The following is a 16,082-nucleotide window of genomic DNA, read 5'->3' as shown; positions in this document are numbered from 1 at the left end:
CCCCCCCCCCGCTTTTTCATCGCGCTAGCGCTTCTTTGGGGTCGACCTAAGGCGAGCGAACCATAGGGCTGCGGCACCCGAGGTCAGGAGCGCGGTGATGCAAGCGGCGATGGGAACTGATCCTGTTGCCGGTAGGTCCTGCAGTAGGGTACAGCGTTGAATGACACGGTCCTCGTCATGTGACTCAAGTTTATCGCCGCCGCCGTTGCGGCAAAGATCGACGCGTGCGCTGTTGGTGAGTGCGGTTTGGGGCGTATAAGCCGACGTCGCCTGCATGTGCACGATTGCGCCCCGAGCGTCTGTGCCAAGGATTGCTTTGGCATCGTCAAGGTCGTCGTGCTCATCTTTGAGATCATCGCGGGTCCAAGAATCCGCATCGCTTCGAGTCGTAAAGTCGGCGGCTGCTGCACCGTATTCAATGCGAATGCCCGTCACGACGGTATTGGATGCAAGGTCGAGTTCTTTCGCCTCGAGCGTGGTGGATTCCGTGGTCGAGACATCCGCCTTCCAGAGGTGCCAGCCGTCGTAATCGACGAGGCGGCAATCCTCACCCAGACTCTCTTTTACTTCGTCGGACTCAAGCCAAGGATTTTCGTGCCCATCGTCAAGCGTCGCGTTTGCCGGCTCATCGATGTCTGTCAAGTCCAACGGCGTCGTGCGATACCACACGTTGCACAGACCGTTGAGGTCGCCGATGGCGACGGGGGTTTCGATTGAGACGAATCTCGCCGTGCCGTCTTTGGCGCACTCAAGATCATCGGTAATCGTAAACTCATCAACCCAAGTAGCGGAATCGTTTCGAGCATCGATGGTATAGGAGAAAAGCCCATCCGTATTGGTTTGCATCGCGGCGCGGTTTTTTCCATCGCCGTTAGCCAACAGACCCTTCCCGATAGGTTGGACAAGTTCCTGACGCTTGTCGACCTGTCCTTTGATCTCGATGGGCGCATCCTTCATCGCGACGGATTGGACTTCTCCCGTATCCTTTATTTCAAACGTTATCTCCTCGGCAAGGTCATAGGTCCGCGGAGACATCGTTTCGCGCAACGAGTAGGTGCCGGGTGCAAGATGTTCGATGCGGTGCGGCTTGTCGGATGAGGTCCAGGAGTCTATTTCGGTTTTATCGGGACCATATAAGGTGAGTTGTGCGCCTTTCATTTCCTGCTCTCCGCTTGCATCGACCTTGGAGATATCAACCTTGGTGTAATCGTCGGATACGTTAAGCCGTGCTTCTACAACGGGTGTTTTCTGGTCGGCATAAGTAAGGTCGACAATATGGGATGTCCGATCGAGTAAGAAGCCTGCCGGCGCTTGAGTCTCGACAACCTCGTAGCGTGCGGTGCCAGATCCCAGCGGGAGGTCGTCTGCGCGTGCTTCTCCAGTTTCATCCGTCGTGACGGTAGCGACAGTCTCACCGTCAAGCGCGGCAATGCTACCGTCGGGGCGCACGATATCACCTGAGGCACGGATCTCAAAGATGGCGTCCGCGAGGCTGCTGCCGTCTACGGCATCGGTTTTAACGATCCTGATGTTTCCGGTCGCGGCGTGGTCATAATACGAGACGATTGCAACGGGCGTTAGGTTTGTATCGGCGGGTATGTTTACCTCGATCTCTCCGCCGACAAGATAGGGCTCTTTGGCCGAGGTTTCGCGTACATAATAGGTGCCCGGCACGAGCGATTCGGGCAGTGTGACGGTGCCGGTCGCGTCAGTCGTAAAGGTGTCCATTACGTTGTGTGCTGGATACCAGCATGTTTGTGAGACAGGTTTGTGATTGCTGTCGAGGAGTTGGAAGGTGAATCCGGCTAGGAGAACAGAAGCGCCTGTTTGGGCATCGCGTTTTACAATCTGGAGATGCGTCGACAGAGCGTGGTTGTCCACGATATATTGAAGCTCGGCGCCGTCGGAAATCTGATTGGCCTCGACGGTCCATTCCCCCGCACGTTTAAAACCCTCGGGGACGGTTTCCGGAACCTCACGAACCGTGTAGCCGGCGCGGTCGTATGGGACGGCTCCGTGGACACCGGCTGGTCGCTTGCCTGTGCCGAACCATGCTTCGGGCTGGTCTTTGGTGGAGGCAAAGCCATAGATGTTTGTAGTCAGTGTGCCAACAACCTGCTGAGAGCTGTTACTGACAACCTCAAAGACAACATCTCCTGCCGGCTGCTCCAGACCGGATTGATCGCTATTGCCGTAGTCCTTGAATTTTGAAATCTCAAGGTCAAACGCAATGGGGATATCGGAAACGCGAGATTCGATCTCGACCACGCCTGAATCGCCGAGTTGGTCGGCTCCAACGGTGTAAGACCAACTGTCACCGGAGGGCAAATAGCCCTCGGGCGCCTTCGATTCATAGATGGTAAAGGTTCCCAGGGGGACATCGGTGAGGGTAGCTCGACCGCTTTCATCGGTCCTGAGAGTTTGTGTCCATCCAGGGGTTGATTGCGATACGCACACGAATTCTGCTCCTGCGAGCGAAGCCCCAACTTGGGGGCCTGCATTCGTTGCGGCGTCGAGTTTTACGACATGCAGGGTGATGGCGCCGGGTTGTTCATCGATGGCGACCTGCCCGCCATCATTCCCCGTGGTAAAGGCAACGCGATCGGGGCGGGGGACATAGCCGGCCGGCGCCTTCGTTTCAACTAGGTAGTATGCCGTGTTGGGTAGGAGTGTTGCCTGCGCTCGACCGTTGCTGTCCATCTGGACGGTGCCGACACGCGCGCCGCTGGCGCTCTCAAAAACATCGAATGTTGCCCCGTCAAACTGATAAGTATTGTTTCCGCTGGTAATGGCAGCGTTTGCAGACTGCTTTTGGAAGGAAACAGAGACCGCCGGCAGTACATAGAGCATGTCTTGACGTTTGCTGCCGCCCGATACGGTTCCTATATAGCGCCGCGCGCGGTGCGGAGCGGCTTCGATGCTTCCTGATTTTGCGCTGTCGTGGAGCCACCGCGCAGCCGCCACGACTTCATTGTCGGCGGTAAAGTGTCCGCTCTTGGTTTTGCCCTGAGCGGTCGTGTAGGAGTAGGTGCCGTCGACATGGGTAGTGCCGTTGAGCATCCATACGGCAAGCTGGGTGGCAGCGCGGGCGCGATCGGGTGAAAGATGGTAACCGCCAAACGACGTGGCGGTAGGATATCCGTGACAAACGATTGCCGCGAACTCGTCGTCGAGCCACACCCAGCCTTGATCAAAGTTGAGCCATGGGCCGCCCGGCTTGGTGGGGCCGGGGCGCTCCTGGTTCATGCAGTAGGCAATCGAGGCGTCTTGAGCTTCATACTTGCCGATGAAGAAGGGCCCACAATCATCGCTAATAGTGCGGAAGCCGAGCTGGTCGTAGCCATCGACGGCAAATGCGGCTCCCGGTGCCAGACAGCCGAAAAGCAGGAAGAGGAGCAGGAGCAGCGGACCTGTTGCGATTGCGCTGTGGACAGAGTGCGTGGGTGCGTTGGACATGGCTGCTCCTTATCCCTCGTGCGCCGCATGGGGAGGTTGCGACGCGTAGGATGAGGCTACCCCCGAGGTTCATGCGGGTAAGTACCGGAGCCTGACCAAAAGCTTGCCCAATTCCTGACAAATTGAGCTCAAATACAACAATCAGGCAAAAGCGCAGGTAGAAGATAAGGAGAACAGGAGGCCAAAGGTCCTCGTCTCCACAATTGATGCGATTTTCAAACGAATCTCCACGGCTAAAACAAGCATCGCCACCCTTGTATCGAACAAGACAACCGCGTTATACTAGCCAACACACAAGCGGGCATCGCCAAGTGGTAAGGCATCAGCTTCCCAAGCTGACACTCGCGGGTTCGAGTCCCGTTGCCCGCTCCAGAAAAAGTAAAAGCACGACACCGTTCCGGTGCCGTGCTTTTTTCAATAAAGCGCCGGGACTCGAACCCGCCAGGGTGCGAGCGTAAAACAAACGCGAAGCGTTTGTAGCGAGCAGGCGAAGGCGCCGGCAGGCGCCTGAAGCCGGTGCGGATTTGCGAAGCAAATACGCGGACGTCCCGTTGCCCGCTCCATCGAGCGCGGGAGACTTTGGGGCGGCCAATTCAACAAAGTCTTCCCCATCGTCTCCGTGAATCCGAGGAGATCGACCGCAGCCGGTGCGGATTTGCGAAGCAAATACGCGGACGTCCCGTTGCCCGCTCCAATTCCAAAATGTTAGGTTAATGCCTGCTGCCCATACTCGCACCCGCGCACGGTACAATGGTTGAGTTACGACCAACGTGCCAATAACCAAAAAGGAGCCGCTATGATCGATCGCTATACCCGCCCGGAGATGGGACATATTTTCTCCCTCGAGAACAAGTATGCCATTTGGCAGGAGATCGAGGTTCTGGCCTGCGAGGCCCAGGCGGAGCTCGGCAAGATCGGCATTTCTAAAGACGAAGCCCATTGGATCCGCGACCATGCCAACTTTGAGAAGGCGAAGGTCGATGAGATCGAGGAGGTCACGCGCCACGATGTCATCGCCTTCCTGACCAACATGAAGGAATATATCGACGCCGATGTTCCCGAGGGCGAGCCCAAGCCTAGTCGCTGGGTTCACTACGGTATGACCAGCTCCGACCTGGGTGATACTGCTCTGTGCTATCAGCTTACTCAGGCGTGTGACCTGATTATCGAGGACGTCAAGAAGCTCGGCGTGATCTGCAAGCGCCGCGCCTTCGAGGAGCGCAATACGCTCTGCGCCGGACGCACCCATGGCATCCATGCTGAGCCGATGACCTTCGGCATGAAGTTTGGCTCTTGGGCATGGGAACTCAAGCGCGACCTTGATCGTCTTGAGGATGCTCGCAAGAACGTTGCCTTCGGTGCCATCTCCGGTGCCGTCGGCACCTACAGCTCCATCGAGCCGTTCGTCGAGGAGTACGTCTGTGAGCACCTGGGTCTGGTTCACGACCCGCTGTCCACGCAGGTCATCAGCCGCGATCACCACGCCTATCTTGCCGGCGTGCTTGCCACTACAGCGGCCACCTGCGAGCGCATCGCGACCGAGGTCCGCAACCTGCAGAAGACCGATACACTCGAGGCCGAGGAGCCCTTCCGCAAGGGCCAAAAGGGCAGCTCCGCCATGCCGCACAAGCGCAACCCCATCACCATGGAGAAGGTCTGCGGTCTGTCGCGCGTCGTGAAGTCCAACGCCCAGGTCGCCTTCGACAACGTCGCCCTGTGGCACGAGCGCGACATTTCGCACTCTTCCGCCGAGCGTGTCGCCCAGGCCGATAGCTTCATCGCGCTTGACCATATGTTCCAGTGCCTCATTCGCGTTATCGACGGCCTGCAGCTGTATCCGGCCCGCATGATGGCCAATCTCAACAAGACCCGCGGCCTCATCTTCTCCTCCAAGGTCCTGCTTGCCCTCGTCGATACGGGTATCACCCGCGAGGATGCGTACGCCATTGTGCAGGAGAACGCCATGGCCACCTGGCACGAGGTGCAGGATTGTGTCTCTGGCCCCACCTTTAAGGAGCGTCTCGAGGCCGATCCGCGCTGCACCGTCAGCCAGGAGAAGCTCGACGAGATTTTTGATCCGTGGGACTTCCTCACCCGCATCGATACGGTCTTCGATCGCCTGGAGCAGCTGAACTTCGAGTAGGGTTAACCTAATTCGACCGCTTGCGGATGCATTTCAACCTTTGGCGCCTTGCCCGTCTTGGGCGAGGCGCTTTTTTTACTGTCGCATATGCGCCCGGGTAATAAAATGAACTCCGACTGCTGTTTCGATGAAAGGGGGCACGTGCCCAGACGCATCAAGCGGGCCACCATCGTCTCGTTTACGCTCATACTCTTTGTTGCCGTCTGTGCGGGCGCCCTGACGTATACCGTTCGAAGCAGTTCTTCCTCCTCGAATGAAGCCGATAGAGATCTCCCGGTGCTCAAAATCGGCGTTACGGATAACGACCCCTATGTGTATGTCGATACCACGGGTGATTACGCCGGTATCGATATCGACATCGCCCGCGAGGCCTGCAAGCGTGCGGGGCTCAAGCCACAGTTTGTCGATATTGACTGGAACGATCGCGACCGGCTGCTCAAAACGGTGATATCGATTGCCTGTGGTGTGACTATTCTCCCTGTTATCGCGAGGATAAGTATTACTGGACCGAGCCGTATCTAACCGTGACGGTCTCGGTTGCCGCCAAGAAAACGAGTGGCATCAAGTCCTTGGCACATCTCGATGGAAGTAAGACCATTGCGGTGATTGCGGGTTCGGTGAGTGAACGCCGATTGCTTGCGGGGGATCTGGGGGTCTCGTCGGACGTTCAAATCAAATCATATGGCTCTGCCGAACTCTGCAAAGCCGCTCTAGTCAAAGGGTACGTTGACTGCTGGATGGCGGATGTCCAGTCGCTTGACCGACTCGTTGCTCAGTATCCCGGCGTTTACCGTGTGTTTGCCGACAATGTTATGACGGTTGACCTGGGCGTCGCGTTTGATGACAGCTATGAAGGATCGGTCGTAAAGGATCTCAATACCGCGCTGTTCGACATGGATCGAGATGGCACGATTGACCGTATTGTGGGCAATTACAAGACAGGAGCGACGACGGGCGGGCAAGGAGGAAATTCATGACAACTGATGAGCACCGCTTGAGTCGAAAGACTCTGAACGTCATAGCTGCCAGCGTTATTGTCAGCGCCGTCTTGTTAGGCCTGTTGTATACGGTTGGAACCCATCGCTGCCTCGAAAAAACGCTTGGGTTTGCCCAAGAAACCATGGTGTTTTTGGAGAACGCTTGCGAAAAATATGACCGCTACGAACAGGGGAGAAAAACCGAGGCGACGCACGATTTGCTCGCCGCGGTCGAATCGTTTGCGACGTTCCTGTCCTCTGATCGCGTTGAGGTTAACGACGATCTTATCGAGCAATTTGTCCATGCCGAGAACCTTTCGGGGCTGATGGTCATGGACTCCGATGGCCATATGGCTGCCCACTACGACATCGATGGTCGCGATCCGCTTATGTTGTGGCGAGATGAGTTGGCCTGTTCGCCGGTCGCATCGATGTATCAAGGTTCCAAAGTGACCTACTCAACTGTCGATGAGCGCCGTGGCGTCGTTTTTGCCGTCTGTGCTGTTCCGTATGGCGACGGCGTTGCCCTGGCATACCGCTCACTTGTTTCCGATACGGCGGACGACTATTCATATGCCATAGCCGACGTGCTTTCGAACAGTACCTTCCACCAGGGTCCCACGGTGCTTGTTATGGAGGATGCGGAGATTGTCTCATCCAACAGTGCCGATGCTGACGTGTCGCTCGCCCGACTCCTCACCAGCGTAGGAGTTGAGTGGAAAGACGACGGCCTGACGCGCATCGAATATCGAGGAGACGAATGGTATGCCGTGCGTGCGGCATATAAGGACTACCGCCTGTTTGCGCTATATCCCAAATCTGAGGTCATGTCTGACAGGATTTCATTTGTCGCCGTCGGCGTCTTGGTGTGTCTTGCGTTTTGGGTCGTGGTGCTGTTGGCTCGAAATATCGTTGACCACCGCAATTTGGTCGAAAAGGATAAACAGCTCGGCATTATCAATGCCATAAGCGCCATCTACGATTCGACCTTCCTTTTGCATCTCGACACCCTCGAGATCGAGGGGATCAATATGTCGCCGGCGATAGCGAAGATATTTGCCGAGCACAGCGAGGCATATGACTTTATGGACACGGTCTGCCGGGATATCGTGAGCCCCGAAAGCCGCGAAGCGGTTGTGGGACTCGTAGATATAAGTTCGCTTCGTGAACGTATGGAGGGCGTACCGTACTTGGCTGCCGAGGTGCGAGATTGTCGAGGCGCTTGGTACTCGCTACAGGTTGTCCCCCAGCATCGCGATGAGCAAGGCCGGCTGGAGTCGGTCGTCGTGGCGACGCACAACATATCGATGGTCAAGCATGCCGAGGAGCTGTCATATCAAGACAAACTGACGGGGCTTCGCAACCGCAACTATCTTGAATCGCGCGGAGATAGCCTGGTAAACGAGGACTTGCCCGTGAGCGTGATTATGTTGGACTGCAATTATCTCAAACGGACCAACGACATCTATGGTCACGAGATGGGGGATGAACTGCTGCGACGGACGGCGTCCGTGCTGCGGCGGGTGGCTGGTGCGGATTATCTGCCGATGCGCCTTGGCGGCGACGAGTTTTTACTGGTTTGCCCCCATACTGACAACGAGTCTGCGCTCGGGCTGGAACAGGATCTTCGTCTCGGTCTTGCCGCGGTAAGCGATGAGGCCCTGACGGTCAGCGCATCGATTGGCGTGGCGACCGTCGAGACGGCTGGAAATACGCTGGCCGATGTATATCGTGTCGCCGACCACAATATGTATCGGGAGAAGCGCACGGTCCACGCACAGGGTGCGGACTGCTAATCTTGCCCCCGCGAGTCCATGCATCGTAGGATGTTGAATCGGTGCTTGCGATCATAAGTCGGCTCAGGCGGGGATAATAGACGTCTGAAATTTCTTTCTGAGAGGGGATCTCAATGATTAGTTTTGACTACAAGCCGCGGGGTGTATGCTCTCGCAATATTCACCTCAATCTCTCTGACGATGGCAGCAAGGTGCTGGGCGTTGAGTTTACCGGCGGCTGTGACGGCAATCTCAAGGCAATCTCCAAGTTAGTCGAGGGTGCTCCTGCCGATCGCGTAATCGAGGTTCTCGCCGGTAATACCTGCGGTAAGAAAAAGACCTCTTGCGCCGATCAGCTTACGCGCGCTATCGAGGCCGCTCGCGCCGAGATCGCCTAATGGGTATCGCCGACCACATCAAGAATGGAATATCGCGCCGTGGCTTTGTGCTCGGCGGTGCTGCCGCGGGCGCTGCCACGGTGCTTGCCGGTTGCTCGAAAAAAACGGGCACCAGCGACGATGCCGCCGGCGAGCCGCAGGTTATCAAGGACGATTCGAAGATTGTCTCGATCACTGATGAGTACGAAGCTGTTGATATCGATCTTGAGCCGGCGGCGTCGTGGACGCTGCCGCTGGGCACGCTGCTGTACTACTGCGATGGCGACTACGCCGCCGCGATGATGGCGCCTGCTTCTGCCCTGCATGCCAATACGCTTGGTGTGCTCAACCTGGGCGATGGCTCGCTTACCACATTAATCGAGGATCCTATCGAGGGCACGGGATATGCTTTTTACGATGTCCGTGCCGGCGATGGCGTGTTTGCGTGGGTTGAGATGAACTTTGCCAATTCATCGTGGAAGCTCTACGCTCAAAATCTGTCGGGCGCTTCGCTCTCTGGCGACGTGGCTGAGCTCGATCGAGGTGGCAAGGACTATGATCCGCCCCTGTTTACGGCGTTCGGGTCATCGGTCATCTGGTATAAAATGCCTTCGGCAGGCGGCAATAAAACGAGTAGTGATTCGTTTTGCTATCGTCGCTCGCTTGATGAATCCAAGGCCGAGGTAATTTGGAAATCGATGGGCCGCTTTGCATCGGCCCCGCGCGCGAGCGACGGCATTTTGACCATCTCGCCGCGTGTCCGCAACGACGAAGGCGTCTACTACGGCATAACGGCAATCGATCTGACCGATGGCAACAACACCAAACGTGCCCAGCTAGTCCTTCCCTCGTCAGTCTCGCCTTTCGAGGCCGTATATATGGGCGATACCTTCGTGTTTTCTATCGAGGCGACCTATAGTGGCGTGGGCAGCCTGGGCAACATGGGCACGTATATCGGTAATGAGGGAGGGCCATACCTCTTTCTGTCCCGCGAGCCGCTCGCATGTGCTGCCGGCAAGAAGAATAAATATCTCGTTAAGGTACAGGCATCGCATTTTCTCATCGACACCTCTGCCAAGACCTATGGCTCGCTGTTGTCGCCCGACCGCGCTTTGGAATATGGCGATTATCCAGCTACGGCGGGAAAATCGGACTCATTCCTTACGTACGCCACGGTGCGCAACAGCCAGGGTATACCCGAGACGGTCACCGCACGCCTATTCTCTCTTTAAGCTTAGAGGGGTTAAAAAGGCGCCAACAGGGGAATAAACGCGTTGTAATTGTGAGTACCGCCCGCCGAGCTGCCGCGTCATAGTGGCATCCGGCGGGCTCAGGTGCGTTAAAATGGGCTTGTTCTTAGCTGATTGAGACAGGGGGGCCGTGTTATGGCTTCAGATGCAAAAAAGATTCTGCTGGTCGAGGATGAGAAGGCAATCCGTGACGCCGTCGCTGCCTATCTCGAGCGCGAAGGCTACTGGGTTGTGGGTGTCGGCGACGGCCAGTCCGCGATCGAGGAGTTCGAGAAGCATCAGTTTGACCTGGTCGTGCTCGACCTTATGCTCCCCAAGATCCCCGGCGAGCGCGTTTGCCGCACCATTCGCGATACCTCGGATGTCCCCATCATCATGCTGACTGCCAAGGGCGAGATCGAGGACCGTATTATCGGTCTTGAGCTCGGCGCCGACGACTATCTGATTAAGCCGTTCTCGCCGCGCGAGCTTGTCGCGCGCGTTCGCGCTCTGTTCCGCCGTGCCCATCAGGCCGACGAGCCAGCCGTCGAGGTACTCGACTTCGGCGATCTGGTCATCGATATCTCGGGCCACAAGATTTTGGTCGAGGGCAAGGAAGTCGACCTGACGGCTTCCGAGTTTAAGCTGCTCACCACGCTTGCCCGTCACCCCGGTCGCGTCTACAACCGCATGGAGCTGGTCGAGAAGGTGCTCGGCTACGACTTTGAGGGCTATGAGCGCACCATCGATAGCCACGTGAAGAACCTTCGCGCCAAGCTGGGCGATGATCCCAAGAAGCCCAAGTGGCTCTACACCGTCCACGGTGTCGGCTATCGCTTCGAGGCTCCGGCCAAGACCGATAAGTCGGACGAGAAATAGGGAAATCACATATGACACCTGCGCGCTTTGAAATCGGACAAAAGCACAAGCAGGAGAGCGAGGCGGGTTCCAAGGCTAGTTGGAACACGCCTCGCTCCGATTCACGGCCAACGATGAGCTATCCCTCGCGCATGGCACTTGCTTTTGCTCTGACATCGCTCATGACGGTATTGGTGCTGGTGGGCGTGGTCTCTGTTGTGTGGGGCACGGTCTTTTCGGATTACACGCGCTCCAATATCGTCGAAATCGCAAATTCCGCTGCCGAAAAGCTTGCGACGTCGTATGAGGAAAACGGCAATTGGACTGCGGGCGAGCTACGTACGGTCGCGACATCGAGTTTGGTGTCCGACGATTTGGGTATGCAGGTCGTCAACAAGAAAGGCGTTGTCGTTTATGACGACTCATGGCCTTCGGCAAGCGCGACCGCCGATGTGCGCGAGAACGAATCGCCGTCGAGCAGCTCGAGCGGGAAAAAAGCATCGCATAGTCCGGTCTCGTCGGCTCCCACCGGCTCCGATAGCGTTGCAAACGTCGAAATCATAACGTCTTCCGGCGAGCATGTCGGACAAGTAAAGCTGTGGGCCATCGGCTCCGATGCCTTGCTCACCAAGGCAGATTCTGCGTTTAGGGAGAAGACCTTTAACGCCATGGCCCTTGCTGCGGTTGTTGCAGTTTGCATTTCGGTCGTTATCGGATCACTCGTGTCGCGCATGCTCACCAAGCCGATTCACCGTATTACCAGCACGGCCAAGCAAATTCGCGATGGCGATCTGTCTGCTCGTACGGGCTTGCGCGGCGATGACGAGATCGATCAACTGGGCGAGACGTTCGATGAGATGGCCACTTCGCTCGAGAAGGATATGAAACACGAGAAACGTTTGACCTCGGACGTGGCTCACGAACTTCGTACTCCGCTTATGGCCATGCTCGCAACGGTCGAGGCCATGCAGGATGGCGTATATCCTACCGACGATGAGCACTTGGAGACTGTTGCTTCCGAGACGCGTCGCCTGGCTCGTCTGGTGCAGCAGATGCTCGACCTGTCGCGCATGGAAAACAGCACGGCTCCGCTCAACCTTGAGCCGGTGGACATGGTTCCTTTCGTGCGTTCCATCGTCAATGCCCAGGAGCGCCTGTTTGTCGACCGCGATCTGCGCTTGCGCTTTGCTGACGAGACCCAAGGTCACGACGATGTCGTCGAAGCCGATCCCGACATGATCACACAATGCGTCATCAATCTCATGAGCAACGCCATGCGCTACACCCCCGAGGGCGGTTGGGTCGTGGTGTCGGTGCTCAGTGACCGCAAACACGTCAGCATTGCCGTTTCTGATACCGGCATCGGTATTGCCAAGGATGACTTGTCGCGCATCTTCGGCCGTTTTTGGCGCGCCGATGCCAGCCGTGCCCGTGAGGCGGGCGGTCTGGGCGTGGGCCTCGCCGTGACTAAACAGATCGTCGAGCGCCATCACGGCTACATATCCGTGGAGTCGGAGCTTGGAAAGGGTACGACTTTTACGATTCATCTGCCTCGCGAGCACACGGCGGACGCGGCATCTACTACAATGGAGCACTAGCTTTTCGCTATTCGGTGAAGGAGGGGTTTCGTCCCTGCCGCTCCGAGTTTGCGAAAACGTGCGGGAAAGAACCCGCATTACTGTCGTATTTTGGTAAGGAGTGACTCACGTGACAACGATGGAGCGTCGTCCGGATTCCCGTGGCAAGGTTCGTGATATCTACGATGCCGGTGAAAACCTGCTGATGGTCGCCACCGACCGCATTTCTGCGTTCGACTTCATTCTTCCCGACGAGATTCCGTTTAAGGGAGAGGTGCTCAACCGCATCTCGGCATTCTGGTTCGATAAGTTTGCCGGCATCGTTCCCAACCACCTCGTTTCCATCGACCCGGCGGATTTCCCCGAGGAGTTTGCTGAGTATCGTGACTACCTCGCCGGCCGCGCCATGCTGGTTAAGAAGGCCCAGACGATTCCTATCGAGTGCATCGTCCGCGGCTATCTGACCGGTTCGGGCAAGAAGACCTACGACGAGAACGGCACCGTCTGCGGCATCCAGCTGCCTGAGGGCCTGACCGAGGCTTCCAAGCTTCCCGAGCCGCTGTTCACGCCGTCCACGAAGGCCGAGATCGGTGACCACGACGAGAACATCTCGTTCGAGCGTTGCTGCGAGATCGTGGGCGAGGACATCGCCACGCAGATTCGCGACCTTTCCCTCAAGATCTACAAGGCTGCCGCCGAGTATGCAGCGACCCGTGGCATCATCATTGCCGACACCAAGTTCGAGTTCGGTGTCATCGATGGCAAGGTTACGCTGATCGACGAGTGCCTCACGCCCGACTCCAGCCGTTTCTGGCCTGCCGCCAGCTACGAGGAGGGCAAGATTCAGCCCAGCTACGACAAGCAATTCGTCCGCAATTGGCTCAAAGCCAACTGGGATATGACGGGGGAGACCCCGCATCTGCCCGCCGAGGTCATCGATGGCACGTCCGAGCGCTATCGCGAGGCCTTCCAGATCATCACGGGCTCCCAGTTCACAAGCATGAAGGAGAACGCATAAGTGAGTACCCGTAGCGCCACGAACAAGCGCACGCAATCCCACGAGGTTACCGGGGTTGCGCGCAAGTCCGCTGCATCCGCCAAGCCCGCCCGTCAGGCAGCGAGCTCTGTCCGCGTCGTGCCGGCTTCGTCTAAGGCACGCCGCAAAGAGCTCGAGAAGGGCGAGAACCTCGAGGGCCTCTCTAAAGAGGAGAAGCGCGCCCGCAAGGCTAAGCAGCGCGCCAAGGAGGATCGCATCTACACGGTGTCGAATATCCTTCTCAAGCAGGATGAGGACTACACCAAGCGCCGCCGCATCTGGTGGGCCGTGCTCACTATCGGCATGGTGCTCGTCGTGGCCATTTGGGCTTCGCTGTACTTCGCTCCCGCTGGCATGGTGTCCAGCCCTGTCCAGATGGTCGGCATTGTTTTGTCCTACGTCGTCATTTTGGGTGACTTCATCTACGACTTCGTTCGTATTCGTCCCCTGCGCAACATGTACCGCACGCAGGCCGAGGGCATGTCCGAGAACAAGCTCAACGCCCTTATCGAGCGCTCGGCTGCCGAGGAGGACAAGAAGGACTCCAAGAAGAAGTAGCGTTTGCATGCATACTTATCGCTAAGATATAAGGCGCGTCGTTTTTGCGGCGCGCCTTTTTACTGTTCTATAGATAGATGGAGTGGCACATGATTCGAGCTGCCCTGACGGTCGAAGAGGCTCTGGAGGGCATGAAGGCCCTAGAGCCCAAGATTAAAAACTATGCGCGCCTGGTTGTCCGCAAGGGCGTAAACGTCAAGCCCGGTCAGGAGGTTGTCGTTCAGTCTCCGGTCGAGTGCGCGCCGTTTGCGCGCGTGGTGGTCGCGGAGGCCTATGCCTCCGGTGCCGGTCACGTGACGGTTATTTGGGCCGATGACGCCGTGACGAGGCTCACGTACGAGCATGTCGAGAAAAGCTATTTTGAGCAGACGCCCGAGTGGAAGCGCCTGCAGCTTGATTCACTGGCCCAGGATGGTGCCTGCTTTATCTTTATCGAGGGTGCGGACCCTGCCGCTCTTAAGGGCATCGATCCCGCTAAGCCTGCTGCAGCTTCTAAGGCAAGGAACACGCAGTGCAAGGTCTTCCGCCGCGGACTGGACTACAACATCAACCCGTGGTGCATCGCCGGCGCGCCGGTCGTTGCCTGGGCGCGCGAGGTGTTCCCGGGAGACGCCGATGAGGTTGCAATCTATAAGCTGTGGAATGCGATTCTGCATACCGCTCGCGCCGATGGCCAGGACCCGGAGAGCGACTGGGAACTCCATGACGCCGCATTCGAAAAGAACCTGCGTTTCCTGAACGACAATCGTTTCGACTACCTGCATTACACCTCGGCAAATGGAACCGATCTGACGATTGGCATGACGAAAGGTCACGAGTGGGCCGGCGGCAAGGGCAAGACGCCCGATGGGCACCCCTTCTTCCCCAACATTCCCACCGAGGAAGTCTTCACCTCGCCTGATCGTATGCGTGCCGACGGTATCGTGTATTCGGCTATGCCGCTCATTCACCACGGTAACAAGGTTGACGATTTTTGGATTAAGTTCGAGGCGGGCCGCGTAGTGGACTACGATGCCCGCGTGGGTAAGGCGACGCTTGCGAGCATTATTGATACCGATGAAGGTGCCGCTCATCTGGGTGAGGTCGCGCTTATCTCCAAGAACACGCCGATCCGTGAAAGTGGCGTTCTATTCTATGACACGCTCTATGATGAGAACGCTAGCTGCCATCTCGCGCTGGGTGTCGGTTTCCCCGAATGCATCGAGGGTGGGTATGACATGTCCAAGGAGGAGCTCCTGGAGCATGGCGTTAACGTCTCGAGCACGCACGTCGATTTTATGATCGGCACGGACGACATCGATATTACAGGCATTACGCCTGATGGACGTGAAGTTGTGATTTTCCAGAACGGCCAATGGAGTTGGGAATAGTCCCAGACCGTGGTACAATGCCACCCGCGGGCCGTTAGCTCAGCTGGCAGAGCAGGGGACTTTTAATCCCAAGGTCCAGGGTTCGAACCCCTGACGGCCCACCATAGACTAAAAAAGCGACTGGTGGATGCCGGCCGCTTTTTTGTTGCCGCGACATGGGTTCGAACCCGTCGGGGTGCGGAGCCGAGTAAACGCATGAGCGTTTGCCAGCGCAGCGCGCAAGGCGCGAAAGCGCCGCAGCGGCCGCCTGCGGAGCAGGCTGAACCCCTGACGGCCCACCATAGACTAAAAAAGCGACTGGCGGATGCCGGCCGCTTTTTTGTTGCCGCGACACGGGTTCGAACCCGAACTTCTCTATATATAAGAACGCTTGGCGAACAAAACCTGCCTTTTACCGACGGGAAACAAATAGCTCATGCTTTTGGAGTAAAGTGGCGCTCCAGAGATGACCGATGCCTTAACACCTATAAACCAGCTGGTCATCGCCAATATCAGAAGCTGCTGCTTCGAATGCGGCCTCAGTGAAGCAACTGAGGGTTCTATTCATTTGTGAACAAAATATGGAGTGCGCGATTCCCGCCCCCGGCGCCCCTCCGGTCTGGCAATATATCTCCTTGCCGCGCGGCCCGGTCGGACCGGATCAGCCGCACAGCGTGCACCTTGAGAACCGGATACTGCGAGGATGGACACATTCAGTGTCGCATCCGGGCAGACATCGAACCATTT

Annotated in this window: 10 protein-coding genes, 2 tRNA genes and 1 pseudogene; 12 read left to right on the top strand and 1 reads right to left on the bottom strand. The window is 57.2% G+C overall.

Going from position 1 to position 16,082, the window contains the following annotated elements; translation table 11 throughout:
• Positions 1-24: 24 nt before the first annotated feature.
• Positions 25-3,456: a SpaA isopeptide-forming pilin-related protein gene (locus DW645_RS01990; protein WP_118226020.1), complete on the bottom strand. Its 3,432-nt coding sequence runs from the start codon at positions 3,454-3,456 to the stop codon at positions 25-27.
• Positions 3,457-3,753: 297 nt separating this feature from the next.
• Between DW645_RS01990 and DW645_RS01985 the strand changes: the two genes are divergently transcribed.
• The 12 genes and pseudogenes from DW645_RS01985 (at position 3,754) to DW645_RS01925 (ending at position 15,460) form a co-directional block, all read left to right on the top strand.
• A tRNA-Gly gene (locus DW645_RS01985) sits at positions 3,754-3,828 on the top strand.
• A gap of 424 nt (positions 3,829-4,252) precedes the next feature.
• Positions 4,253-5,599: an adenylosuccinate lyase gene (gene purB, locus DW645_RS01980; RefSeq protein WP_118226018.1), complete on the top strand. Its 1,347-nt coding sequence runs from the start codon at positions 4,253-4,255 to the stop codon at positions 5,597-5,599.
• A gap of 87 nt (positions 5,600-5,686) precedes the next feature.
• A pseudogene (locus DW645_RS10215) lies at positions 5,687-6,576 on the top strand (substrate-binding periplasmic protein).
• Entirely contained in the window at positions 6,573-8,372 is a 1,800-nt protein-coding gene (locus DW645_RS01965) for a GGDEF domain-containing protein (RefSeq protein ID WP_118226012.1), read from the top strand. The pseudogene DW645_RS10215 and the gene DW645_RS01965 overlap by 4 nt, the downstream one beginning before the upstream one ends.
• Positions 8,373-8,485: 113 nt before the next feature.
• On the top strand, positions 8,486-8,749 hold the full coding sequence (locus tag DW645_RS01960) for a TIGR03905 family TSCPD domain-containing protein (protein WP_118226010.1): 264 nt from the start codon (positions 8,486-8,488) through the stop codon (positions 8,747-8,749).
• Positions 8,749-9,960: a twin-arginine translocation signal domain-containing protein gene (locus tag DW645_RS01955; protein WP_118226008.1), complete on the top strand. Its 1,212-nt coding sequence runs from the start codon at positions 8,749-8,751 to the stop codon at positions 9,958-9,960. The genes DW645_RS01960 and DW645_RS01955 overlap by 1 nt, the downstream gene beginning before the upstream one ends.
• A 153-nt stretch (positions 9,961-10,113) precedes the next feature.
• Complete coding sequence (locus tag DW645_RS01950) at positions 10,114-10,836, top strand: response regulator transcription factor (RefSeq protein WP_006236208.1); 723 nt, start codon at positions 10,114-10,116, stop codon at positions 10,834-10,836.
• A gap of 11 nt (positions 10,837-10,847) precedes the next feature.
• Entirely contained in the window at positions 10,848-12,413 is a 1,566-nt protein-coding gene (locus tag DW645_RS01945; RefSeq protein ID WP_117634753.1) for a cell wall metabolism sensor histidine kinase WalK, read from the top strand.
• 118 nt (positions 12,414-12,531) lie between these two features.
• Positions 12,532-13,410 carry a phosphoribosylaminoimidazolesuccinocarboxamide synthase gene (locus DW645_RS01940; protein WP_117563999.1) on the top strand — a complete coding sequence of 293 codons (879 nt, stop codon included), beginning with the start codon at positions 12,532-12,534 and terminating at the stop codon, positions 13,408-13,410.
• Entirely contained in the window at positions 13,411-13,986 is a 576-nt protein-coding gene (locus DW645_RS01935; protein WP_055251296.1) for a hypothetical protein, read from the top strand.
• Between the two features lie 89 nt (positions 13,987-14,075).
• Positions 14,076-15,356, top strand: a complete 1,281-nt coding sequence (locus DW645_RS01930; RefSeq protein ID WP_117634755.1) for an aminopeptidase — start codon at positions 14,076-14,078, stop codon at positions 15,354-15,356.
• A 28-nt stretch (positions 15,357-15,384) separates the two neighbouring features.
• Positions 15,385-15,460, top strand: a tRNA-Lys gene (locus tag DW645_RS01925).
• Positions 15,461-16,082 lie beyond the last annotated feature (622 nt).

It is taken from the genome of Collinsella sp. AM23-17, assembly GCF_003470945.1.
Lineage (GTDB): Bacteria > Actinomycetota > Coriobacteriia > Coriobacteriales > Coriobacteriaceae > Collinsella > Collinsella aerofaciens_O.
Note: the sequence above shows the minus strand (reverse complement) of the source record. Positions and strands in the feature narration are given on the sequence as shown.